Annotated in this window: 21 protein-coding genes; 18 read left to right on the top strand and 3 right to left on the bottom strand. The window is 58.3% G+C overall.

What is annotated here, in order from left to right; translation table 11 throughout:
- Positions 1-54 precede the first annotated feature (54 nt).
- The 4 genes from IM700_RS03225 to IM700_RS03210 all read left to right on the top strand — a co-directional run bounded on the left by IM700_RS03225 (position 55) and on the right by IM700_RS03210 (position 3,050).
- Complete coding sequence (locus IM700_RS03225) at positions 55-477, top strand: VOC family protein (RefSeq protein WP_193416767.1); 423 nt, start codon at positions 55-57, stop codon at positions 475-477.
- A 96-nt stretch (positions 478-573) separates the two neighbouring features.
- Positions 574-912 carry a thioredoxin family protein gene (locus tag IM700_RS03220; protein WP_336244876.1) on the top strand — a complete coding sequence of 113 codons (339 nt, stop codon included), beginning with the start codon at positions 574-576 and terminating at the stop codon, positions 910-912.
- A 71-nt stretch (positions 913-983) separates the two neighbouring features.
- Complete coding sequence (locus IM700_RS03215) at positions 984-1,961, top strand: AAA family ATPase (RefSeq protein WP_193416766.1); 978 nt, start codon at positions 984-986, stop codon at positions 1,959-1,961.
- A gap of 3 nt (positions 1,962-1,964) precedes the next feature.
- Positions 1,965-3,050 carry a DUF58 domain-containing protein gene (locus tag IM700_RS03210; protein ID WP_239483548.1) on the top strand — a complete coding sequence of 362 codons (1,086 nt, stop codon included), beginning with the start codon at positions 1,965-1,967 and terminating at the stop codon, positions 3,048-3,050.
- Positions 3,051-3,076: 26 nt separating this feature from the next.
- Here the strand turns inward: IM700_RS03210 and IM700_RS03205 are convergent, their stop codons facing one another.
- From IM700_RS03205 to IM700_RS03195, 3 genes are all read right to left on the bottom strand, one after another.
- Positions 3,077-3,754 (bottom strand): class D sortase, encoded by a 678-nt coding sequence (locus IM700_RS03205; protein ID WP_193416765.1) that lies wholly within the window; start codon positions 3,752-3,754, stop codon positions 3,077-3,079.
- Between the two features lie 2 nt (positions 3,755-3,756).
- Positions 3,757-4,611 carry a hypothetical protein gene (locus IM700_RS03200; protein WP_193416764.1) on the bottom strand — a complete coding sequence of 285 codons (855 nt, stop codon included), beginning with the start codon at positions 4,609-4,611 and terminating at the stop codon, positions 3,757-3,759.
- Between the two features lie 173 nt (positions 4,612-4,784).
- Entirely contained in the window at positions 4,785-5,708 is a 924-nt protein-coding gene (locus IM700_RS03195) for a GNAT family N-acetyltransferase (protein ID WP_193416763.1), read from the bottom strand.
- Positions 5,709-5,877: 169 nt separating this feature from the next.
- Between IM700_RS03195 and IM700_RS03190 the strand changes: the two genes are divergently transcribed.
- From IM700_RS03190 to IM700_RS03125, 14 genes are all read left to right on the top strand, one after another.
- A complete protein-coding gene (locus IM700_RS03190) occupies positions 5,878-7,152 on the top strand; it encodes a glycosyl hydrolase family 28-related protein (protein ID WP_193416762.1) in 1,275 nt (424 codons plus the stop codon).
- A 125-nt stretch (positions 7,153-7,277) separates the two neighbouring features.
- Entirely contained in the window at positions 7,278-8,339 is a 1,062-nt protein-coding gene (locus IM700_RS03185; protein ID WP_193416761.1) for a polysaccharide deacetylase family protein, read from the top strand.
- 11 nt (positions 8,340-8,350) lie between these two features.
- Entirely contained in the window at positions 8,351-9,043 is a 693-nt protein-coding gene (locus IM700_RS03180) for a YveK family protein (protein WP_193416760.1), read from the top strand.
- Positions 9,040-10,059: a Gfo/Idh/MocA family protein gene (locus tag IM700_RS03175; protein WP_193416759.1), complete on the top strand. Its 1,020-nt coding sequence runs from the start codon at positions 9,040-9,042 to the stop codon at positions 10,057-10,059. The genes IM700_RS03180 and IM700_RS03175 overlap by 4 nt, the downstream gene beginning before the upstream one ends.
- 44 nt (positions 10,060-10,103) lie before the next feature.
- On the top strand, positions 10,104-11,438 hold the full coding sequence (locus IM700_RS03170) for a nucleotide sugar dehydrogenase (protein WP_193416876.1): 1,335 nt from the start codon (positions 10,104-10,106) through the stop codon (positions 11,436-11,438).
- Between the two features lie 184 nt (positions 11,439-11,622).
- Complete coding sequence (locus IM700_RS03165) at positions 11,623-12,210, top strand: acyltransferase (RefSeq protein WP_193416758.1); 588 nt, start codon at positions 11,623-11,625, stop codon at positions 12,208-12,210.
- Positions 12,211-12,366: 156 nt separating this feature from the next.
- A complete protein-coding gene (locus IM700_RS03160; protein ID WP_239483570.1) occupies positions 12,367-13,413 on the top strand; it encodes a DegT/DnrJ/EryC1/StrS family aminotransferase in 1,047 nt (348 codons plus the stop codon).
- Between the two features lie 31 nt (positions 13,414-13,444).
- Entirely contained in the window at positions 13,445-14,890 is a 1,446-nt protein-coding gene (locus tag IM700_RS03155) for a lipopolysaccharide biosynthesis protein (RefSeq protein WP_193416756.1), read from the top strand.
- A 4-nt stretch (positions 14,891-14,894) separates the two neighbouring features.
- A complete protein-coding gene (locus tag IM700_RS03150) occupies positions 14,895-16,433 on the top strand; it encodes a polysaccharide deacetylase family protein (RefSeq protein ID WP_193416755.1) in 1,539 nt (512 codons plus the stop codon).
- Positions 16,354-17,565: a glycosyltransferase gene (locus tag IM700_RS23420; RefSeq protein WP_193416754.1), complete on the top strand. Its 1,212-nt coding sequence runs from the start codon at positions 16,354-16,356 to the stop codon at positions 17,563-17,565. Before IM700_RS03150 ends, IM700_RS23420 begins: the two co-directional genes overlap by 80 nt.
- The gene (locus IM700_RS03140; protein ID WP_193416753.1) at positions 17,562-18,845 is read left to right on the top strand and encodes an O-antigen ligase family protein; all 1,284 of its coding nucleotides are present in this window, start codon (positions 17,562-17,564) and stop codon (positions 18,843-18,845) included. The genes IM700_RS23420 and IM700_RS03140 overlap by 4 nt, the downstream gene beginning before the upstream one ends.
- Positions 18,814-20,001, top strand: a complete 1,188-nt coding sequence (locus IM700_RS03135; protein WP_193416752.1) for a glycosyltransferase — start codon at positions 18,814-18,816, stop codon at positions 19,999-20,001. The genes IM700_RS03140 and IM700_RS03135 overlap by 32 nt, the downstream gene beginning before the upstream one ends.
- Positions 19,998-21,212: a glycosyltransferase family 4 protein gene (locus IM700_RS03130; protein WP_193416751.1), complete on the top strand. Its 1,215-nt coding sequence runs from the start codon at positions 19,998-20,000 to the stop codon at positions 21,210-21,212. Before IM700_RS03135 ends, IM700_RS03130 begins: the two co-directional genes overlap by 4 nt.
- On the top strand, positions 21,190-22,674 hold the full coding sequence (locus IM700_RS03125; RefSeq protein ID WP_193416750.1) for a sugar transferase: 1,485 nt from the start codon (positions 21,190-21,192) through the stop codon (positions 22,672-22,674). The genes IM700_RS03130 and IM700_RS03125 overlap by 23 nt, the downstream gene beginning before the upstream one ends.
- Positions 22,675-22,889 lie beyond the last annotated feature (215 nt).

The following is a 22,889-nucleotide window of genomic DNA, read 5'->3' as shown; positions in this document are numbered from 1 at the left end:
TGAGCCGGCGCTTCGGTGTACGGGGAAGTAACAACTAAAAGGAGCGGATCGAAAATGATCATGTTGGCTAGCCCGTTGATTGCGATGAATGGAGAAGCGGCAGAGGCGATTGCGTTTTATGAACAAGCGTTGGAGGCAAAGGTAGTCTTCAAGCAAACGTTCGGCGAAATACCGGAGCCCAAGGAGCCGATAAGCGAAGAGATACAGAAGCGCATCAACCACTCGGTACTGAAGCTGGGAGACGCTGAAATGTACGTATCGGACAAGTTACCGGGAGAGACGCACAGCGTCGGCAACCAGGTGACCGTGTGCCTCACGGTGGACACGACGGAGCACGCGCAACGGTTGTTTGACGCCCTGAAGCAGGGGGGCGAGGTGCACCAACCGCTGCAACCGATCTTTTTCAGCCCAGCGTATGGGATCGTCACCGACAAATTTGGCGTCACCTTCTATGTGTTTACGAAACGCCCGGCGTAAAGCCGGATCCTCGGCGGCCTTTTCGCTTTTTTGGCGAAAGGGCCGTTTTCCTATGCTATGATAGGGGTTAGAAGAATGACAAGGAGGTGGGAGCCCGTGCCCCTACGCGAAATCACCGAGCAGGAATGGCTGATGCAAACGGAGAAGATGGTGGAGACAGAGAATGCGGAGCAGGCAAGCGGCAGAGAGGCTTTATTGTTCGTAACGGCTCTCTGCGGGACTTGCCAGTTGGCGGAAAAGATGCTGGAAATCGTCCTGGCGTCCGGCCCCTGCATTCCGGTATCCAAGCTGAACATCAACTATACCCCGAAGCTGCGGGAGCAGTGGCAGATTGCCAGCGTCCCCTGTCTGGTCGTGCTGCAAGACGGCGTGCCGGTCCGACAGGAATACGCCATGCGTTCGGTGGTGGACTTAAGCGAGTGGCTTCGGGCCTGATCGCTTTGGTCAATAGCAAAAGGAAAGCGGTAACAACGGACTCTTAATTTTGCGATAAAGGTGGTTTTACTATGGAACTGCGGGAAGCGGTAGAGATCATCGGGCGGATTCGCCGCAATATCAGTGAGGTGGTGGTTGGGAAGGAGGACGTGGTTGATCTGCTGCTCGCCGCCTTGCTCGGGAACGGGCATGTGCTGCTGGAGGACGTGCCGGGTACCGGGAAAACGCTGCTAGCCAAGGCGTTGGCCAAATCGCTCGGCGGCGAATTCAAGCGGATTCAGTTTACGCCGGACTTGCTGCCATCGGACTTGAGCGGGATTAATTTCTATAATCAAAAGACCGGCGAATTCGAGTTCCGCTCCGGGCCGGTGTTCACCCACGTGCTGCTGGCCGACGAGATCAACCGGGCGACGCCGCGAACGCAGTCCAGCTTGCTGGAGTGCATGGAGGAGCGGCAGGTGACGATCGACGGAGTCACGCATACGCTTGCGGCCCCGTTTTTCGTTATGGCCACGCAAAATCCGGTCGATCAGCAGGGGACGTTCCCGCTGCCGGAAGCCCAATTGGATCGCTTCCTGATGCGGATCGCCATGGGGTACCCGACATCCGATGAGGGGGTAGCCATTCTACGGCGCTTTAAGGAACGCCAGCCGCTAACGGAGCTTCGTCCAGCCGCCTCCGCCGCGGAGGTGGCGGAAGCGCAGCGGTTCGCGCAATTCGTCCGCGTGGAGGAGGACCTACTCGCCTACATCGTGGCGATCACTGAGGCGACCCGCAAGCATCCGGAGGTTAAACTGGGCGCGAGCCCGCGGGCGAGCATGAGCTTGCTGCGCGCCTCGCAAGGTTTTGCGCTGCAGCATGGCCGCGAATACGTGACGCCGGACGATATCAAGGCGGTGGCTGCGCCGGTTCTTGCGCATCGGCTGCTCTTGCGGCATGGGTTGCGCGGCGCAGACCAGCCTGGCGCCGAGGTGGTTCGCCAGGCACTCGAGCAGGTGGAGGTGCCGGCGGAGACAGTGCTTGCGGCAAAGGGGAGACAGGGGGACTAACCAATGTCGATGCAGCTACCATGGCTACTTGTCAGCGCCGTGCTGATTATCATGCTGCTGGCGTTCGTGTATCGCTGGCGGGCGCTTAAAGGCATAAGCTATCGACGTTATTTCACCGAGCGGGCGGTGTTCGAAGGGGATACCGTGGAAATGGTCGAGGTCATCGCCAACGCCAAGCTGCTGCCGCTGCCGTGGCTGCGCCTCGAGTCGAGCATCGCCGCCGGCCTGACGTTCGGGCGGCAGAGCAATCTAAATATCCATGCCGGGGAGATCTATCAGAACCACAGCAGCATGTTTTACTTGCGGTCCTACCGACAAATTACCCGGCGTCACGAGGTGACTTGCTCACGCCGGGGACAATACCGGCTAGAGTCGGCTACGATGACGACGGGCGATCCGCTGGGGATGAATGCTGAGGTCAAGCGGTTCCCCCTGGATTTAGAACTGCTGGTGTACCCGCGGATTCTGGAGTTGCAGGAGCTGCCGCTGCCGAATCACAGCTGGCTGGGGGAGCTGCCAGTCCGGCGCTGGATCATAGAGGATCCGTTCCTGACGGCGGGCATTCGCGAATACCGGCCCGGTGACCCGCTAGGCAACATCAACTGGAAAGCGACCGCTCGTACAGGCGAGTTGCAGGTACATAAACGCGATTATACAGCCGATCATCGGCTGATGATCTACCTGAACCTGGAGACCAGCGATTCGATGTGGAGAACGGTCATCGAACCGGAGCGTATCGAGCTGGGGATCCGTTATGCTGCGACCGTGGCTGAACATGCACTGCGCAGCGGCCTGGCAGCGGGATTTGCCAGCAATGCGCGTCTGGCCGACGGACCAAGTGAGCCCATCCGCATCGAGCCGCATACCTCCTCTGATCAGCTTACATTGTTGCTTGAAACCATGGCTCGGATGGTGCTGGACAGAACCGCTTCGATGATTCGGATGCTGGAGATAGAAATCGAGGCAGGGGCGACCGATACCGACTACCTGATCATATCTTGCCACCAGGGTGAGAAGCTGGCGGAAACCGCCGAGCTGCTGAGACAAAATGGCAACGGCGTGGAATGGATGGAGATTCCCTCAGATTAACTCGATAGGCATGGAAAAAGCGCCGGTTAGGAATCCGGCGCTTTTTCTATTAATTTTGCCGTAAGCAGCAACCGTTCTGGAGCTGGCCCGACATAGGTAAACGGGTAACAGGTAATCAGCGTAAGCAACGGCTCGGCGGAGTCTTGGACCGCATCGGCATCGCTCTCGTCGACGATTCTCCGCCCCGTCACCTCATAGGTGTAGCGTCCGGAGGTCGTTTCCACCTCAATCCGATCGCCTGCCTTCAGCTTGCCCAGATTGCGAAAAACGGTATCCCGGTGTCCGGCGAGCACGCTGTTGCCGTCTTCACCGGGGAGCGGGCTGCCGGTATAATGTCCGGCCCCCAGCTTAAGCGGCTCGCTCCCCGTCCCCTCTAAGATCGCATAGCGCTGATCAAGCGAGGGGAAGGCGATCTCGCCGAGAAGTTCGCCTTTCGCCGCCGTTCGGGCAGGCGCTGCCGAACTTCCATCGCTGCCCATCTGCCGAAGATTTCCGACCAACGCCGGGGAAAGCGGGTTTTCATCGGCTGTCCGCGCCGCGTTGCCACCTTCTGTTTCCCGCTGAAGCTCATCCCATTGCCGCAGGGCTTGCTGTGCCTCCAGCGGGGCGCTGACCGCTTGGTACGTAGAGTAGGCCAACACAACCAAGGAGATGGAAAACACCAGCCATGCGGCCATTCGCAGTAACGAACGTTTACGCCGCATGTTTATCCCCGTCCGGATTTGCGTAGGAACATGCCGGTTCCGACCGTGGCGAACAAACTGATCAGAATCAGGTTAAACCACGGATTCGCCGTTTGCGGCAGCTCCTCCATCATACCCGGTCCGCTGTCGCCCGGTCCCGGCCCTGGTCCCGGTTCCGTCGGCGTTTGGGTTTGCTCCTGCGGCGGGAGAGCGGGGTGTTCCGGCTGCTCCGGCGTGGAGGAATCGGGATTGTCCGCGGGGGGATTCTCCGGAGGTTGCCCGCTTGGTAAATCCGGCTTCACCTCAGGGTTGCCTGGGTCCACCGGAGTTGGATTATTCGGCTGGGAAGGCCCCTCACCCGGAGGATTCGAGCCTCCGCCTCCGCCGCTCGAAGGCTCCTCGGCATAAGCGGAGAAGCTGAATGCGATCGTCGCCGCTTTGCCTTGATACTCGTTACCGGCCTCTTCCGGAAATACCACGCTCAAATCCAGCTCATTCTCCCCGCCCGCCGCAAGGCGTCCCAGGGCGATATCCTGTTGCTCCAGATGCAGCGCGCCGTCATAAATGACGGTGCCCCCGTCCTTCACCGTTAACTGAAGAACATCGAAGAACTCCGTATCCCCCGTGACGAAGCGCGTACGCACCTTGTAATCGAAAGCGACGGTGCCGTCATTGGCGACCGTAAATGTGCGCTCTACCCGGTCCCCGGGCTTTAAATTGCTCATCGGCAGCTCACTGCTTAACTCCGTTCCGATCCGCAGTTTGAGTTGGTCTGCGGCGCTGGCCTGTCCTGCATGCCACACGACCCCAGCCAGGATGGAAGCGGCGTACACAGCCATGGCATATTTGCGGTAGCCCCGAACCCTCACCCTCTTCAAATGATCCCATCCTTTCCCTTACAACTCGGCCCTCCTAGCTTGCTGCAGACTGATGATGATGGAAGGTCAGTGTCATTCGCTGATATGTTCGTTATAACGAACTAATACTTATGTCTATTATATATAAATTTCAATAAATGGGAAGGGGGAAAATCGGGCGAACGTTTCATCACTCAGCGGGACCGGATTCCTCGAACAAACCGTACCCAATCGCGCCCTGCTCTAAGAATCTCCTTAACTCCCGGAGGGCGGACGAGATAGTAGGGCGTGACCTGGCCGCCCCAGTTGGTCTTGGAGTATGCGACGGTCGGGAGATTGGCCCCGGCGAAATCGAATTCGGCGAAGCCGGCATCCGATAAATCCTGCAGGGCGAAGCTTTGCGATTGTTGAACCACGCCGCGGTTCAAATGTTCCGTCTTGCTGGCAGCGATCCACCCGAATGCGCGCCGGCCGTCTAATGCAACCACGACGCTGGCGCTGACCGGCTCTCCGCTTGGCGCATAGCAGACATAGGCGCGAATAGCTTGATCCCCAAGCAGGTCCTGAACCCGATCAAGATCCTGCAGGGTAAGCTGGTGGCTGAAGCCTTGCCGCGACTCCGTGCCCTGCAAGCACTGATGCACCTCGCTCATGTCCCGCGTCACCGCCGTCCGGTAGCCGGCGGCGGTCGCCTTTTTGTTTTTCGCGCGGATCTCCGTACTAGCCTGATCGAGGGTGTAGGGGAGCTTCACGAGGTACGTGTACTTCACCTCTGCTTTAAAACCGCTCCACAAGAAAGGGCGGATGTCGGCAATCTCAGGAGGAAGTACGAAGCTTGCGCTGCGCTGCGTCTTCAGCAAATCCGGAATCATCGCTTTGGCTGCTTCGTGCCATTGGCGAGTCAGCTTGTAAGGCTTGTCTGTCGGGGTCGGATAGAAGGCAAAGGGGTGGTAAGGGTTCAAAGGCGGCAAATACAAGTGGCCTTTTCGGTTGAAGAACAATAGTACCTCCACTCGCGCAGCCGAATTCGGGGCTTCCCAATGGGCTAGGCGTGCGCTGCAGCCCCATTTGCGGACATGAAATTCCGCCCATTTTTCCAGTAAATCGCGATTGTCCATAGGATTACCTCTGGTTTCTTTTTAAGGCATACCGTGCCTTACTGCCAGCCTATGATCTTGTCCATACGAATATGCGTGAAGGCGGGCGGGACCATCATGGCCATCTGCCGCTCCCTTCGGAGGGACTTGGCATTATATATAAACAAACGAATGCATAGGAGGGAAGACCATGATAACAGTAATGAATTTCGGGGCGAAGGGGAACGGAGTTACAGACGATACCGCGGCGATTCAGAAAGCGCTGAACCAGGCGGCGTCAACCGGAGATACCGTTTATTTTCCCAAGGGAGTTTACCTGGTCAATCCGGCCAAAACGTTGAGGGTCGGGGGCAATACTACGCTCAAGGGAGACGGACGTACCTCGATCATTCGCGCGGGGTCTAGCGGCTTTGGTTGGGAACTTATGCGGGTGGCGGGCAAGGACACTCTGTTGACCGGCCTTGTCCTTGACGGCAATCGGCGGGTGAACCGGGTGCTAACGATCGCCGGGGGGAGCGCACGAGTTACGGTTCAAGGGTTGCTCGTCCAGGGGGCCACGCATAGCAGTGACCGACGCAGCGATTATTATGCGGGGGTTGTGTCCGGCATCGTGGTGCTCGGCAACACGGAGTCGATTTCCATCCAGGGCGCAGAGATTGCGGATGTCATCGCTCGAAACGGGGGCGGAGCCGGTCTTGTCGCCCGAGGAATTTACGTCACAACAACCTGGGGGAGCAAGGAGCGGACCGCACAAAAGGTATCGATCATCGGCTGCAGCATTCACCATATCGGGCCGGCGGACGATGGCGACGGCATTTATTACGAGGACCCGGCCATGGAAGAGAATCGCGGTACAGCAGTCGGTAGTCAAATCGTCGGAAACCGCTTCGATTATTGCGCCAAACGGGCGGTCAAGGTGTTTGCAAAAGGGGTCGTTGTGCGCGGCAATACGATCAACAATCCTTATTTGAGCAACAACTTCTATATGGGCGTGGAAAAAGGCCGATTGGCTCCGGACATGTATGCGGCAATCAGCATCTACGGGGGAGACAGCGAAGTAGAGGGGAATCAAATTGCCGGCAGGGGCAGCTTCTACGCCGCGATCGAGGTCGGGGCTGGGCCGGTCGTTGAGAATGTGGCCATTCAAGGCAATGCCATCACCATGGGCAGCCAAAGTGAGATCAAAGGAACGACGGCAATTCGCCTCGGAAATATTCGCGATTTCGTCATCGGGGGCAATGAGCTGCAAAACGGCGAGCGAGGGATTTGGACCTGGCAAAACGCCGAGAATGGGCGAATCGAAAACAACGTGATCCGCATGCCTAAGGGCGGCGGGATCGACTTGACGACGTATTTGCGCGGGTACTCGCAAAAGAATCTCCTCTGTACGGGGAACCGAGTTACCGCAACCTCTTTCAAAGTGAAGACCTCCTCGACGACCAATCAAAACGTGGTGGTTCAATAAAACGTGAGGTGAATTTTATAAATCGGGCTACTAAATTGGCAGGACACGGAATATAAGACTATATAGCAACCAACTTGGTAGAACGGTAGATACCACCGCTTGGCCCGAAAAGAGGTGAGTCAAAATTGGCGGAGGAAGCGGGAATCTTAGTCGTTTCGCTCGATTTCGAGCTCTATTGGGGAGTCCGCGATCTTTATACCAAGGCGGAGTATGGAACGAAATGGTTGCGAGAGAGGGAACGGATTTCCGACATGCTAGAGTTGTTCCGGGAGTCCGGCGTCCATGCAACTTGGGCGACGGTGGGAATGCTGTTTTTTGCGGATCGGCGCGAACTGCTGGCCGGTCTGCCGGCACTTAGGCCTAGTTACGCCGACAATAGGCTTTCGCCTTACGGCGAGATCGAAGCTGGATCTGTTGGGGACGGTGAGGCAGAAGATCCTTACTTCTTTGCTCCAACGCTGATCGAGTATATCCTCCGAACCCCGGGCCAAGCGATCGGCTCGCATACGTTTTCGCATTTCTACTGTACGGAGAAAGGACAGACTGTCGACGAGTTTTACAGCGACCTGCAGGCTGCCGTAGCTGTAGCGGAGAAAAGGGGGATTCACCTCCAAAGCCTAGTGCTCCCGCGCAACCAGCTGCGCCGTCAGTACATGCGCAAACTCCCGGAACTCGGCTTCAAGACGTACCGGGGAAATCCACGCCATTCGCTATACAGGGCGGGATATTCGGTTTCCGATCACATTCTGCGCCGGGCACTCAGGCTCGGCGACAGCTACATGAACCTGACCGGGCATCATACGTACCCGGTGGATTCGATTTCGCCTAGACTGCCGATCGATCTGCCGGCAAGCTTCTTCTTCCGGACACCGCCAGGACCGCTCAGGCGGCTGGAGCCACTTCGAATCAAGAGGATCAAGGAGAGTATGACCCATGCCGCCCGGCAGGGACAGGTGTATCATCTCTGGCTTCATCCCTACAACGCGGCAGAAGATGAGACGTTCAGATCGTTGGAAGCCGTAGTGAAACACTACCGCCTTTTGTCCGAACAGTACGGGATGATCAGCCTGAACATGGAAGAGCTTGGGGAACGGGTTCTGGCGGGAGCGGAGAAAGCGGCAATGGCTATCCCGGATGAACCTGTGGAATTTACAGAGAACCGGGGCTTGCAGGCATTAATCGAATGAGGTGAACAATCATGGATATGGTAGCCGTGTGGAACGCCGTCCGGCGGCATTTTCTCGCATTTATCATCGTATTGGCGGCTTGCGTCGGACTGGCTGTTCTTCTGAATGAAGTGGTGACCCCCTCCTACCGCGCGAATGTAAGTCTGGTCGCCAATATCGCCTCGAATCCGGAATCGAGTACGTACAATGAGTTTCTGGCTAGCCAAATGCTGACCAAAACTTATGAGGATACCATTCAAAGCCGTTATGTCGCCGCCGAGGTCAAAAAGAAGGTATCCACCCCTGACACGGTCATCCAAATGCTGAAAAAGATCAAAGTCCGCACCGATCCGGGCACGCTGGTAATCCTGTTGTCATATACAGGAGACGAGCCTAAGCAGGCGGTAGCTATCGCCAACGCCTTCGCCGAAACGTTTATCGCCAAATCCAAAGAAATCGTGCAAGGAGCCAATGTTTCCGTTCTCGATTACGCCAGTCTGGAGGAGACGAAGACGCCGGTCAGCCCGCGCAAGGCGCTGAATCTCGCGCTCGCCAGCTTCGTGGGTTTGTTCGCGGGACTGAGCTTGGTGCTGATTCTGGATGCCCGCCATATGCGCAACAAAAAAAGCCGACAGGCACGTCGGCACCTGCCGGATGACTATTCGGAGCTTGGAGACGCCCTGGTCCGGATCGAGAAGAAATATAAAGGGAGGGCGGTCAAATGATGAATTTCGCCATCGCGGGCTGCGGGCATATTGCTTACAAGCATATCGACGCGATAGAAAAAACGGAAGGCGCTAGGCTAGTGGCCATGTGCGATCCGAATCCGGCCCGTTTGGAGGAGATGCGAGCGATCACGCCAGCCGCGTCTTATCCGGACCTCGGCACCATGCTGGCGCAGCAGCCGGACATTGACGCGGTATGCATCTGCGCGCCCAGCGGGTTGCATGGGTCACTGGCGCTGGAGGCGCTCCGGGCGGGCAAGCATCTCGTGCTGGAGAAGCCGGTAACGCTGGACTTGACGGAGGCTGAGGAGCTGCGGCAAGCCGTTCGCTTCAGCGGCGTCAAAGCAACGGTCGTACATCCGAATCGGTACCGACCGGCGATGAGAGTGCTTCAGGCGGCGCTGGCAGAGCAACGGTTCGGCAAGCTGAGCCACGTGAACATGACCGTTCGCTGGAACCGCAGCCAAGCCTATTACGATCAGGCGGCCTGGCGGGGAACGAAGGCAATGGACGGCGGTGTTCTGCTGAATCAGGCGATTCATGGCCTGGACTTGCTGCAATGGTTGTTCGGCCCGGTTGCAGAGGTGAAGTCGCTGACAGCCACACGGCTGAAGCAGATCGAAGCGGAGGATGTGGCGATCGCGGCGATCCGGCTGGACAGCGGCGCGCTGGGCGTGATCGAAGCCGCCACCACGGTGTACGGGCATAACCTCGAGGAAAGCATCTCCGTGTTCGGGGAGGAAGGTTACGCCGTGATCGGCGGCAAGACGGCCAATTGGATCCGGCATTGGGTATGCGCTTCGATGTCACGGGAAGAGACGGAGGCGTTGATTCGCAGGGTGGACGAGGATCCTTACGGTGTGCCGGGCCACCAGTGTATCATTGCTGACCTGGTCCGGGCCGTTCGGGAGGACCGGGAACCGGAGATTTCGCTGGAGGACGGCATTCGCGCCGTGAAACTAGCCCTGGACATGACCGGCGGGGGCAGCGGTGAACCTGCCCATACCCTTGGATAGGAAGGAGGCGATAGCCGATGCATAGCGGGATGCAAAGCAGTTGGATGGAGAATACGAAGAATTCCGGGAACGGGAAAGCCGAGCTGTTGCGCAAGCTAAGGGACAAAACCGCGGTAATCGGTGTGATTGGGTTGGGGTATGTCGGTCTGCCCCTGGCGGTCGAGAAAGCGAAAGCGGGCTATCGAGTCATCGGCTTTGACGTGCAGAGCCGGAAAATCGAAATGCTGAACCGCGGTCATAACTACATAGGTGATGTCGTAGACGAGGACTTGCGCGGGATGGTGGAAGACGGGCGGCTGCTGGCCACCGCCGAGTATGCGTTTTTGCGGGAAGTGGACGCCGTAGCAATTTGCGTACCGACCCCGCTGGATATTTATCAGCAGCCGGATACGAGCTACGTGGAGAATTCCACGCGGGAGATCGCTCGTTTTCTGCACCCGGGCATGCTGGTTGTGCTGGAAAGCACCACGTACCCCGGGACGACGGAGGAGCTGGTGAAGCCAATCCTCGAGGCGACGGGACTTCGCTGCGGAGTAGATTTCTTTCTGGCGTATTCTCCGGAACGGGTGGACCCCGGCAACAAAACTTACAACACAAAAAATACGCCCAAGGTCGTCGGCGGCGTCACGCCCGCATGCTCGGAGGTAGCCGAAGCGTTGTACCGGCAGGTCCTGAACGGTGATGTGCACGTCGTATCCAGCCCGGCTGTCGCGGAAATGGAGAAAATTTACGAGAACACCTTCCGCCATATCAACATCGCTTTGGCGAATGAGATGGCCATTCTCTGCAGCCGGATGGGAATCAACGTGTGGGAAGTGATCGAAGCGGCGAAGTCCAAACCCTATGGATTTATGGCTTTTTATCCGGGCCCGGGGCTGGGCGGACATTGCATCCCCGTCGATCCGTTTTATCTGACCTGGAAAGCGCGAGAGTACGGATACCATACCCGATTGATCGAGTTGGCGGGGGAGATCAACAATGCGATGCCCGAGTTCGTCGTGCGGCGGATCGGCGACATCTTAAACGGGGACCGCAAATCGCTGAGCGGGTCGACCGTCTATTTGCTGGGCGTCGCGTATAAAAAGGACATCGACGATTACCGCGAATCGCCGGTGCTGAAGATGATCGAGCTGCTGGAGGAGCGGGGCGCTACCGTATGGACCAGTGACACGCATATCGCGGAGTTTATGCATCATGGCCTCACCTATACGTGCGAGGAGCTGACCGAGCAGCGCTTGCGGGAGGCCGATATCGCGGTGATCGCGACCGATCATTCGGGCTTTGACTATGAGATGATCGGCCGCATTAGCCGCTGTCTGCTCGATACCCGGAACGCTATGAAGGACCAGGCGAAGCCGGAGCGGTATTACTTGCTGTAGTGTTCACTCGCCTGGCTTGGTACTGCCGAAGGGTCGGTGGACCAGCCGTGGAGCGGCCGAAATGTTGCATTTATTGCAACATTTACGGCCCAAACGGCGGGTTCAGTTACAGAATGCTGTACTTTTACAACTATTGGCGGTTTGCGCGGAGTCTCACCCATTAACCTTATGAGGAGTTAATCACATGAACGGATACGGATATATTCATGAAACCGCGGTTGTCGACCCGGGGGCGCAGGTTGGGGAAGGGACGAGAGTGTGGCATTTCGCCCACGTGTCGTCCGGCGCTGTCGTCGGCAGCCGGTGCAGCCTGGGGCAGAACGTCTACATCGCAGACCGCGTCAGCATCGGCGACGGAGTCAAAATCCAAAACAACGTCTCCGTTTACGAAGGCGTCATTTTGGAGGACGAGGTGTTTTGCGGGCCAAGCATGGTCTTTACCAATGTACGGACACCACGTGCGGCGTTTCCCCGCAACCGCAGCGAGGATTATCTCAGGACGCGGGTCGGACGCGGCGCATCGATCGGAGCGAACGCTACTATCGTATGCGGGGTGACGATCGGGGAGTGGGCTTTGGTCGCAGCCGGGGCTGTTGTCACCCGTGATGTGCAGCCGTATGCGCTAATCGCCGGAGTACCCGGTCGGCGCATTGGCTGGGTGTGCCGCTGCGGCAAGACGCTGGGCTTTAGCGGCGGGGCAGGACGGTGCGGCGATTGCGGGCGGGAATACCGGCTGGAGCAGGACGCTGTGGCGATTATTAGGGAAGGGTGAGCGGGCATGGAACCATTACGTATCGGAGGACAACAAACAGACAGCGCGGTCGGTAATCTGACGGATTCGGGAACGGCGACGGCCGCAGGAAAACCGCAGTCGTCGATTCCCCTACTGGATCTGAAGCGGGAGGTTGCGGAGCTTAAGCCGCAGGTGATGCAGGCCATCGAAAGTGTGCTGGATGAAGCAGCGTTCATCATGGGCAACCAAGTCAAACAATTGGAGCAGGAAACCGCCGAATACTTGGGAACCAAACATGCGATTGCGTTGAATTCCGGCACAGACGCGCTGGTCATCGCTTTGCTGGCGGCTGGAATCGGGCCTGGCGACGAGGTAATTACGACGCCGTTCACGTTCTTCGCCTCGGCGGAGGCCATCAGTAGGGTGGGGGCGGAGCCGGTTTTTGCCGAGGTCGATCCGTTGACGTACAACCTAGATCTGGACAGCCTGGAGGCGGCGTTAACGCCGCGCACGAAGGCGGTGATCCCCGTGCACCTGTTCGGCCGTCCGCTGGACATGGAACGGTTGATGGACCTGGCCAGTCGCCGGGGGTTGATCGTGATTGAGGACGCGGCCCAGGCGTTTGGCGCCGAAGCAGGGGGACGGAAGGCCGGAACGATTGGGGAGATGGGCTGCTATTCCTTTTTTCCGTCGAAGAATCTTGGGGCTTACGGGGACGGCGGTTTGCTGGTGACAAACGATTCCAGGTTGGCCGAAACTGCGGCGATGCTGCGGACACATGGCTCGAAGCGAAAATACTACAACGAACGTGTGGGCTTCAATTCCCGGCTTGATGAGATTCAGGCGGCCATCCTCCGGGTCAAGCTGCCCCATATTGAGGCATGGAACGAAGACCGCCGTCAGGCCGCGGCGCGTTATCATGAGCTGCTGAGGGACATCCCTGGGTTGATGCTTCCAGGCGAGGTGCCGGACGGCGACAAGCAGGTGTTCCACCAATATACGGTGCGCGTGCTGAACGGCCAGCGGGATGCGCTTCAGGCGGGGTTAGCCGAGGCCGGCATCAGCAGCATCGTGTATTACCCGCTGCCGGTCCATCGGCTTCCCGTCTATGCCGACCGCGGCCTGACGTTTCCGCTGGCGGAACGGTTGTCGCAGGAAGTGCTGTCCCTGCCGATTTGGCCGCAGATCGAGGCGGACGTGCAGGAACACATCGCGGGACACCTTCGCAGGCTGATGGGCTAATTTATTTTATTAAAGGACGGCTATGCCAAACATGATGAAGAATCTCTTCTCCCCATTCATCCGCTATCTCAGGCAACTCGGGAAGCTGCTGCGGATCCGGAGCTTGCCCGGCCTGCTGCGGAAGCTCATGAATGATGGGTTCCTGCGGAACGTGGCCGTGTTGGCCAGCGGAACGATGATCAGCCAGGTGATCGTGATGGCGACGCTGCCGGTGTTGACGCGTCTTTATTCGCCGACGGAATACGGCACGTACTCCATGTACCTGTCCATCATCGGGATTTTGCTGATGGTCATCTCTTTTTCCTACGAAAATGCCATAACGCTGCCGGAGGATGACCGTACCGCCTCCAACGTGTTGAGTTTGTCGCTGCGCATCTGCGTCGGAGTCAGCATCGCCAGCGGCATCGGGATTCATATCTTGGAAGAGCCGCTGTCGGCTTGGCTGCACGAGTCCTATTTGACGCACTATTACCTGTTCTTTATCGTCAGCTTGTTCGGCGCCGGGTTTTACCAAATCCTGAACTACTGGTCGATCCGCAAAAAATACTTCAAACCGCTGGCACGGACGAAATATACGCAAAGCCTCAGCCAGGTTTCCTCGCAAATTGGGCTTAGCTTATTCAACCTCGGCCCGCTGGGATTGATCATCGGTGACATCATCGGACGCTTCGGCGGTTTGCTGCCGCAGTGGAGGCTGTGGCGCCGGGATGTCAAAAGCCAGGCCATCACCTCGGATTGGGCCGACCTGAAGGAGAGCGCCTACCGGTACCGGCGGTTTCCGTTCCTGTCGATGGCCGCAGGTCTGTTGAATAGCGTTGTGCTGTACGTTCCAACCATCCTGCTCGCTTCGTTCTACGGTCCACAGGTGGCTGGCTGGTTTGCGCTCTGCCAGCGCATTCTCGGCTCCCCGATGACGTTGATTATGACCTCTGTCCGCAACGTGTATTTGGCGGAATCCGCCGACTCCATGATCAATCATCCCCATAGACTTTATCCTTTGTTCCGCAAAACGGTTCGCAACGTCTTTCTGTTCGGCGCATTGGTCATCTTCATCATCGTAGCCGTCGGCCCGTATATGTTCTCCTTCCTGTTCGGCGAGGAATGGGCCCGGTCGGGCAGCTTTATTCGCATCCTGTCGATCATGTACCTGAGCCAGTTTGTGGCCAACTCCGTCGGCTCTACGATCGATGTCATGGAGCGTCAGGACCTGCACTTGTATCGGGAGATCATTCGCACGGCGTTGATCTTGGGTTCCCTGTACTTCGCCTGGTATACGCAGCAGTCGGTGGAGGTTGCCATCGGGCTGTTCAGCGCAGCGTCCACGCTGGGATACGTGCTGCATCTGGGGCTGTCTTGGCATTCGGTGCGGAAGTACAAAGGGGTGGACAGCGAAGGGGAGGCCTCCATAGGCACCTCCGTAGAAGCTTCCACCGAAGCCTCTGCGGAGTTATCACTACTGGGCAAGGAGCGAGGATAACGGGATGCTGACGATTTATTCACCTCCAGCAAGGGCCGCCGAGAGAGAGTACATCTACCGTGTGATCCTGGGCGAGTTTCTTGGTCTGGACTATACCATCGCATATAGAGATGGGGAACATGTCGAGTTGACACTGACTTCGGAAGCCACGGTGGAACGGGGAAATCCTCCGGTTCGCAAGCTCCGCATGCCGGACGTGCTGCTGCAAACACCCGACTATTTGTGGCTCACTCCGGCCTCCTTACCGAAGCAGCCGCTGGATTGGTTTATGCCGCCTGCGAAAGGATCCGAGGAAAAACCGTTACCGGTCATCTTTGGGAAGAGGGGCCGCGCCGGCCGCTACCTCGAGACGCTTGGCGAAGAGGGCGAGGCTGGGTTCTATCTCGGTCTCGATGTATTTGGCAGCGGTTTGTTTATGCTGACAAGGTATGAGGAGGTTGCGTTTCGGGAGCGAGACCGGCATGGCCGGTTTCCGGGACGGCGTTCTCTAGCTTGCCGCGAGTCCTTCTTGCATCGCCCGATCGTCAATGAGTACGTGGAGTTGTTGTGGGAATTGTTGCACAAGCTTTGGCCGGAACTGGCACGCAGGAAGCGGGAGGCATCCGTCTACCTCAGCCATGACGTGGATTATCCGTTTTACGTTTATGGTCGTAGCCGGCTGCGCATGATCCGCGACATTCTGATGGATGCCCTTCGCCGTCGGGATTTTGAATCCGCCCGCAAGAAAGCCGGAATATTCCTTCGATCCCGGCGCGCGCTGGAACGGGATCCGTACAACACGTTTGACTGGCTGATGGAACTAAGCGAACAAGCCGGACTTCGCAGCGCCTTTTTTTTCATTACCGAAGAGCAAAGGGCGAAATCCGGTTTGGATGGGAACTACTCCATCGACGACCCTGTGATCCAGCGTCTCCTGCAGGAGATTCATGCACGGGGGCATGAGATAGGACTGCATCCAGGCTACCACACGTTGTTGAACCCTGTGCGCATCCGCAGTCAATATGAGAAACTGCGACAGATTGCCGAAGACAATGGAATTCGCCAGGAGGTGTGGGGAGGGCGGCAGCATTATTTGCGATGGCGGGCGCCGGATACGTGGCAGTTCTGGGAGGATGCCGGGCTGGACTACGACAGTACGCTTAGCTATGCGGATCGCGCGGGCTTCCGCTGCGGTGTCTGCTACGAATTCCCGGTCTTTAACCTGAAGACCCGCCGGGAGCTGGCGCTTCGGGAGCGTCCGTTGATCGTGATGGATCAGACGATCCTGCACCCGGAGTATATGGGGCTAGGCCCCGAGCAAGCCTATGAAACGATCCGCAGTCTATACCTGGAATGCCGAAAGTATAACGGCGATTTCACCCTGTTATGGCACAACAGCCAGCTCGTGAAATCGTCGGACCGATCCGTTTACCGCAGATTGGTGTTGGAACTGCTGGGGCCTAACAGCCGCAAGGGGGGAAGTCGTGAGAATCGCCTATCTGATTCATTGGAACGAAGGGCCGGAGAGCGGTGTGTTCAAAAAAATCATCAGCCAAGCCCTTAGCTGGCAAGCGTTAGGGCATGAAGCGGCGTTGTTTCTGTTCAGCCGCGGAACCGCTGCTGCGTGGACGGAGGCAGAAACCGGCGGGCTGCCGGTCTTCCGTGAGGAGTACCGCGGCTGGCTGGGCCGTTCCCCTCGCTTTAAGACGTTGACTGCCCAGGTGCGGGCTTGGAATCCGGATGTCATCTACCATCGCTTCGACTTGTTTTATCCTTCTCTGCCCCGGCTGCTCCGCGATTATCCCTCCGTACTCGAGATCAACACGAACGATGTGGCTGAACTGGCGTTGGAAGGAGGCGTCCTGAGACTCCGCCGCTTCTACCACATGTTGACACGCCGCCTTGTGCTGGCGGCTGCAGGGGGCTTCGTCTTCGTTAGCGGCGAGCTGGCCGAAGCCGACGGCTTCCGTCGGTACGCCAAAAGTTACGCGGTCATCGGCAACGGTATCCCGTTGGATCAGTTTGCGGCGGGACATAAGAGGGGTGGAACGTTAACCGATGTGGCTGTAGGAGAACCGGCGGATATGCTGGCCTCGGCGGCGACGGTGGCCCCTTCGATGGATGCGGACACCTTCGCGAGCGAGGAGCCCGTTCGATTCGTGTTCATCAGTTCGCCCGGCCAGGCTTGGCAGGGTTTGGATGAGATCGCCCGGTTGGCCGCGGCGAAACCGGACTGGTGGTTCGATATCATCGGGCCGGAGCGCACGGAGTTGGAGACAGCCAAACTGCAGGCCCCGGCGAATATGGTGTTCCACGGTCAACTGACGCGCGATCGTTATCAGACATTGCTCGACCGTGCCGATCTCGCCATCGGCACGCTGGCGTTGTATCGAAAAGGCATGGAGGAGGCTTCGCCGCTGAAGGTTCGCGAATATTTAGCCAACGGCTTACCGGTTATCGCCGCTTACCGTGAGACGGATTTTCCGGAGCCGGTGCCGTTCTTTCTCCAACTGCCGGGAGAGCCGGAGAACGGGATTCGCCATCTCTCCGCCATTGAGCGATTTGCCCGTGAGTGGTGCGGGCGGCGGGTGAATCGGGAGCATGTGCGTCATTTGGACGTCACCGTCAAGGAGGCGGCTCGTGTGGCCTATATGCGGCGTATAGCTGGAGAGAGGGAAAGAGGGAACGGATCATGACGGGGATCAGCTTAGTATGGGTGGCGTTACTTGTCGCGACAGTTGTGTTTTTCACTCTCCAATGCCTGCTGTCGCTAAAAATGAAGGTAGACGCCGCCTACCTGTTTGCGTTTTGCATCTACTTTGATTTCTTTGCCTACTTCTATAAATTGGCCATCCCCGGCGAATCGTTAATCCTGTTAATCGGGGCGCCGCTGCTGCCCGTAGGCGTTGCTTTGCTGCTCAAACCGTCCATCGTGCTCGAAACGTTGCGGGATCAAGGGATTTGGCTATGGGGAATTTTTCTGGCCTATGCCTTGATTTCGCTCACTTGGGCCCCGGCGGAGTCGAATGGAATCATGAAAGAAGTCATTCTGTTGGCGCACGGAGTGATTCCGGCGTTGTATGTCTATCTCATCTATCGAAAGTACGGCCGATTTTCCTGGACCGTCGTTGCTTTGGCGGGCATGGCTTATGCGATCTTACACTTACTGCTCGGCGAGTATAGCGAGGAATATCCAGGCCGATTAACGCTTCCCGGCGGGAATCCGATTTTTAACGCTCGAACCTCGCTGATCACGGCGACGGTCTGTCTATGGGCTCCGCGAATTCCGCTGCCGGTCAGGCTACTGTCCCTGGGGGTGGCATTGGCTTCGGCTTTAGCCACGCAGTCAAGGGGACCGCTGGCTGCTTTCTTGCTCGCCAACGCGCTGTATTTCGGCCTATGGTTTATTCGCAAATTTCGGGAGCGCAAGCTTGGAAAGTTGACACGCCTGGCTATGCCCTTGCTTATCCTGTTGATTATCGCAGGCGGGATCGCATCGGCCTATGCGGAGCAACTGGCGGTTTGGGTGGAGAGCAGCCGGTTTATGGTCCTGTTCGACCGGAACCAGCTGCAGGGCGACGACAATTATATCGGCCGGATGGATTTGCAGACGAGAGCTTTGGAGAAGCTGGAGTCCTCCCCGTTTCTCGGCGCCGGGTTAGGTAGCGTGACGCCGCCTTTAGCTCGGGATTTTCCGCATAATTTGGTGTTGGAGATCGCTGCGGAAGGGGGATTTGCGGGTCTGACGTTGTGGACGTTCGCCGTATTGTTCTCCTTGTGGGCCGCTATTCAGCGCACGCCGGCGCTGGCCATCCTGCTGGTTCAGTCGGTCGGTTACGCCTTGGCTAGCGGGGACTTCGGCTTCAACTATGAATATGTAGTGATGGCCATGACAGCTTTGGCGCTGCTGCCAGCAAAGCAACGGGAAGGAGTGGGAATGAAACATGAAGCTCTTGTTTTTGATCACCGGATTTGATTACGCGGGGGCGGAGAATCAGGTGCTGCTGCTGTGCCGCGAGCTGCGGGCCAGAGGCTCCGAGGTCCGTCTGGTGACGATGATCCCCCCGGTCGCGTACTTAGAGGAGCTTGAGAAACTGGGGGTCGATGTCGTCAGCCTCGGCATGAAGAAGGGCGTGCCGGACCCCCGAGCCATAGTTCGCTTGGCCAGTATCATTCGGCGAATGCGGCCCGACGTGGTTCACAGCCATCTGGTGCACGCGAATATTTTGGCCCGTGTCACGCGGTTGTTCGTGCGAATCCCATACTTGGTCTGCACCGCTCACAACGTGAATGAGGGAGGCTGGCGGCGGGAGTTGCTGTATCGAATGACCGATCCGCTGGGCGATTTGCTGACCAATGTCAGCCGGGAAGCCGTGCGGGGCTATACCGAACGCCGGATTGCTCCGGCTCGCAAAATTCGGTTGATGGAGAACGGGATCGATCTCAGCCGTTTTGGTGGGGACGAGCGGGGACGCCTGCAACTGCGAGCCGAGCTGGGAATGACAAGGAAGGGGGACGATCAGCCGGCCGTTGACGGTCCAAACCCATTTATCTGGCTGGCAGCGGGACGTTTCGTTCCCGAAAAAGATTACCCCGCCATGCTGCACGCCTTTGCCGACGCACGGAGAAGCTTCCCGGATAGCATGCTCTGGATCGCCGGAATCGGGCCGGAGCATCCGCATATTGAAAGACAGGCCGCTGAGCTGGGATTGTCAAACAGCATACGGTTCCTCGGGATCCGTACGGATATGCCGGCACTGCTGCATGCGGCCGACGGATTCGTGCTCTCCTCCAAATGGGAAGGCCTCCCGATCGTGCTGTTGGAGGCCTGCGCCGGGCGGCTTCCGATTGTCGCAACAGCGGTGGGCGGCAACGCCGAGGTGGTGCTGGACGGCGTGAACGGCTACCTCGTGCCGCCGGAGGAGCCTGTAGCGCTGGCTCGCGCGATGGTACGGGTCATGGCTCTGCCGCCGGAAGAGCGGCGAACCATGGGGCAGCGCGGAAGGGAGCATGCCGCGGCAAACTATGAGATGTCCCGCGTCGCCGGGAAATGGATCGAGCTTTACGAGCAGGCGTCCGGCCGGAAGCTTCCGGCATCCCGGGCCCTGCCGAAGGAGGCGCATGAGGGATGACGCGAAAAGCAGCCTATATCGCAACGGTCTACGCCCATTTGGCGGCGTTCCACCTTCCTTTTATGAGCGACCTCCGGCATGCCGGTTTTACGGTTCATGCCTACGCCGCCCCGGATCATGGCCGGGCGGATGTGGAACATGCGGGGTTCGAGTGCCGAGATCTGCCCTTTAGCCGTAACCCGCTCGCTCCCGTTAACCTCCGGGCGCTGCGGGAGCTCATCGGCTGGTTGAAGCGGGAGCGGTACGACCTGATTCATGTGCACACGCCTAATGCGAGTGTGGTCTGCCGCCTGGCCACTCGGCTGGCGGGTCAACCCTTTCCCAAAGTCGTATATACCGCGCACGGTTTTCATTTCTATGCCGGGGCTCCTCGGCGTAACCGGCTGCTGTATTACCCGCTTGAGCGATTTCTGTCCCGGTGGACCGATGTTCTTATCACGATCAATCGGGAGGATGAGCGGCAGGCGGCCGCTTTTCCGGTGCGCGGCCGATCGGTTTACGTCCCTGGGGTCGGCGTCGACCTGGCGCTGCACCCGGCCTTGGAGGACGGCGAACGCGATCAGCTGCGCCGCGAATTGGACTTGGCCCCAGATGATTTCGCCGTGCTCTGCATCGCCGAGCTGAACCGCAACAAAAATCAGGGTCAGCTGATTGGAGCCATCGCTGAGCAGCGCCGCCGGGGCCTCCCCGCCGTGCTGCTGCTGGCGGGGATCGGCGGGGAGGAAGCGCGCCTCCGGCAGCTCGCCGCTGAGTCCGGCGCAGCACAGGCGGTGCGCTTCCTCGGATACCGCCGCGATGTGCCGCAGCTGCTGCAAGCCGCCGACGCCGTGGCGCTCCTGTCCAGGCGGGAGGGCCTGCCCAAGGCGCTGCTGGAGGGACTGGCCGCAGGCAAGCCGCTGGTGGCGACGGAGGTACGGGGCAGCCGCGACCTCGTTGTCCCCGGCCGTAACGGGTACCTCGTACCGGTCGGGGACGTGTCGGCAGCCGCCGCTGCACTCGAGCGGCTGCAGCAGGACGTCGGGCTGCGGAGGCGTATGGGCGAGTACAGCCGCAAGCTGGCGGGGCTGTACGATCTGGAGCGGATTCGCCGCGATTTGACGGCGGTCTATGCGGGGCTTGGGTTGATGGAGCGAGCGGAAGCTAGCAAGGTACGGCCGCGTCTGGGGGACGCGGAGGAGGGGGAAGCTTATGATCAAGTTGTATCGGAATAACGGGATGAAGGCGGTTCTCTTGATGCTTGATCTGCTGGTGATCTATGCCAGCTACCGGCTTGCATCCGGGCTGCTGCCGCAGGAGGATCTGCACTCGCCCGCCGTTCTGGGGGATAGCCGGTTCCGCAGCGCGCCTTGGCTGGGGATGATTACGGTGATGACGTATTATTTTTTTAACCTATATGATTTGGCGGGACGGCGAAAGCCGGTGCAATTCCTGTGGAACTTGCTGCTGGCGCAGTTATTTGTCGCCGCGGAACTCATCGTATTCGCGTATGCGAGCAACCTGTTCAGTTTAACCCCCAGCCTGCTTCTCTTCGCATTTACGGCCCAGCTGCTGCTGTCGTTCGGACTGCGCCTCCTGTTGTTTTATATTCAGAGCAAGGGGTTTAGTCGCAAAAAGACTCTGGCTGTCATCCGCAGTGAGGCTCCGGACGATGAGGTGCTGTGCATGATGCTGGAGCAAGGTAAGCCGTGGTTCCGTGTTGAACGGATCGTTCGTGAGGAGGGCCACGGGATGGACGCAGCGCTGCCAGAGCAAGCGTGGGAGGGGATGGAGACGCTGCTCATCGGGCCAGGACTCACCCCCGCAATGAAGGCGGAATGGGCTCGGCACGCGGGGCGACGGAATATGGAAGTGGTCATCGTTCCTGATTTTTACGAGCTCTATCTGGCCGACGCCGAACCGCAGCAAATTGGCGATTTGCTTGTTTACTCGCTTATGCCGCCGCAGTTGACGCTACCGGAGCGGGTGTTTAAGCGTTTGTTTGATCTTGCGGTGTCCTCGCTACTGCTGCTTATGGCGTCTCCTGTCATGTTGGTGATGTTCGTCTTGATCCCGCTGACGTCCCGGGGGAAGGCGTTGTATGTCCAGGAGCGCATCGGATTGCAAGAAAAACCGTTTCCGCTGTATAAGTTTCGCAGCATGGTGGATGGGGCGGAAACTGGAACCGGACCCGTGCTGGCCGGGCGGAATGACGCACGGGTGACCCGGCTGGGGCAATGGATCCGCGCCACACGTATCGATGAACTGCCTCAGCTGTTTAACGTGCTTCTGGGTCAAATGAGCCTGGTCGGACCTCGGCCGGAGCGGGCGTTCTTTATTAACCGCTTCAAGGAGGAGTTGCCGCATTACACCTACCGCCTGATGGTGAAGCCGGGGTTAACCGGATATGCCCAAGTGATGGCGGGGTATGCAACCACACCCTCCGACAAGCTCCGTTATGACCTAATGTACATCAAAAGATATTCGCTGCTACTCGATCTGAAGATTCTGTTCCAGACGATCCGGGTTGTAGTCCAGCGAGAGCAGGCCAAAGGTGTAGAGGCAGTCGGAGGGACGGAGATGGCAGCGACATCGTTGAGTACGGCTGTTGCCGTTTCACCCGCATCCGCATCCGCATCCAGCGGGACAGCTACGGCCACAACGATGGCATCGACGACAAGCTTGCCGCCATCTTAGCTTGCCTGGTACCTTCACCAACAGGAGGTTAAACGTCGCAGTCCACAGTTACAGTCCACAGCCCACAGTTCGCGATCGCAGTTCTCCTCACTCATCCCTCCACCTTGGCCGCACTAAACAAATGGATCTTATTCCACCTGTGCCTGTCTAGGAAATGTTGTATTTTGTGCAACAATTTATTCGGCTCTAGAGACGAATGGCCGAAATGTTGCATA

This window comes from Paenibacillus rhizolycopersici (assembly GCF_014947195.2).
Classification (GTDB): domain Bacteria; phylum Bacillota; class Bacilli; order Paenibacillales; family Paenibacillaceae; genus Fontibacillus; species Fontibacillus rhizolycopersici.
This window is presented reverse-complemented; position numbering and strand designations above follow the sequence as displayed.

Bases quoted from the DNA above. Each gene is read 5' to 3' on its own strand.
- IM700_RS03225 (WP_193416767.1), top strand. From the start codon at position 55: ATGATCATGTTGGCTAGCCCGTTGATTGCGATGAATGGAGAAGCGGCA.
- IM700_RS03215 (WP_193416766.1), top strand. From the start codon at position 984: ATGGAACTGCGGGAAGCGGTAGAGATCATCGGGCGGATTCGCCGCAAT.
- IM700_RS03210 (WP_239483548.1), top strand. From the start codon at position 1,965: ATGTCGATGCAGCTACCATGGCTACTTGTCAGCGCCGTGCTGATTATC.
- IM700_RS03205 (WP_193416765.1), bottom strand. From the start codon at position 3,754: ATGCGGCGTAAACGTTCGTTACTGCGAATGGCCGCATGGCTGGTGTTT.
- IM700_RS03195 (WP_193416763.1), bottom strand. From the start codon at position 5,708: ATGGACAATCGCGATTTACTGGAAAAATGGGCGGAATTTCATGTCCGC.
- IM700_RS03190 (WP_193416762.1), top strand. From the start codon at position 5,878: ATGATAACAGTAATGAATTTCGGGGCGAAGGGGAACGGAGTTACAGAC.
- IM700_RS03180 (WP_193416760.1), top strand. From the start codon at position 8,351: ATGGATATGGTAGCCGTGTGGAACGCCGTCCGGCGGCATTTTCTCGCA.
- IM700_RS03175 (WP_193416759.1), top strand. From the start codon at position 9,040: ATGATGAATTTCGCCATCGCGGGCTGCGGGCATATTGCTTACAAGCAT.
- IM700_RS03170 (WP_193416876.1), top strand. From the start codon at position 10,104: ATGGAGAATACGAAGAATTCCGGGAACGGGAAAGCCGAGCTGTTGCGC.
- IM700_RS03165 (WP_193416758.1), top strand. From the start codon at position 11,623: ATGAACGGATACGGATATATTCATGAAACCGCGGTTGTCGACCCGGGG.
- IM700_RS03160 (WP_239483570.1), top strand. From the start codon at position 12,367: ATGCAGGCCATCGAAAGTGTGCTGGATGAAGCAGCGTTCATCATGGGC.
- IM700_RS03155 (WP_193416756.1), top strand. From the start codon at position 13,445: ATGATGAAGAATCTCTTCTCCCCATTCATCCGCTATCTCAGGCAACTC.
- IM700_RS03150 (WP_193416755.1), top strand. From the start codon at position 14,895: ATGCTGACGATTTATTCACCTCCAGCAAGGGCCGCCGAGAGAGAGTAC.
- IM700_RS03140 (WP_193416753.1), top strand. From the start codon at position 17,562: ATGACGGGGATCAGCTTAGTATGGGTGGCGTTACTTGTCGCGACAGTT.
- IM700_RS03135 (WP_193416752.1), top strand. From the start codon at position 18,814: ATGAAGCTCTTGTTTTTGATCACCGGATTTGATTACGCGGGGGCGGAG.
- IM700_RS03130 (WP_193416751.1), top strand. From the start codon at position 19,998: ATGACGCGAAAAGCAGCCTATATCGCAACGGTCTACGCCCATTTGGCG.
- IM700_RS03125 (WP_193416750.1), top strand. From the start codon at position 21,190: ATGATCAAGTTGTATCGGAATAACGGGATGAAGGCGGTTCTCTTGATG.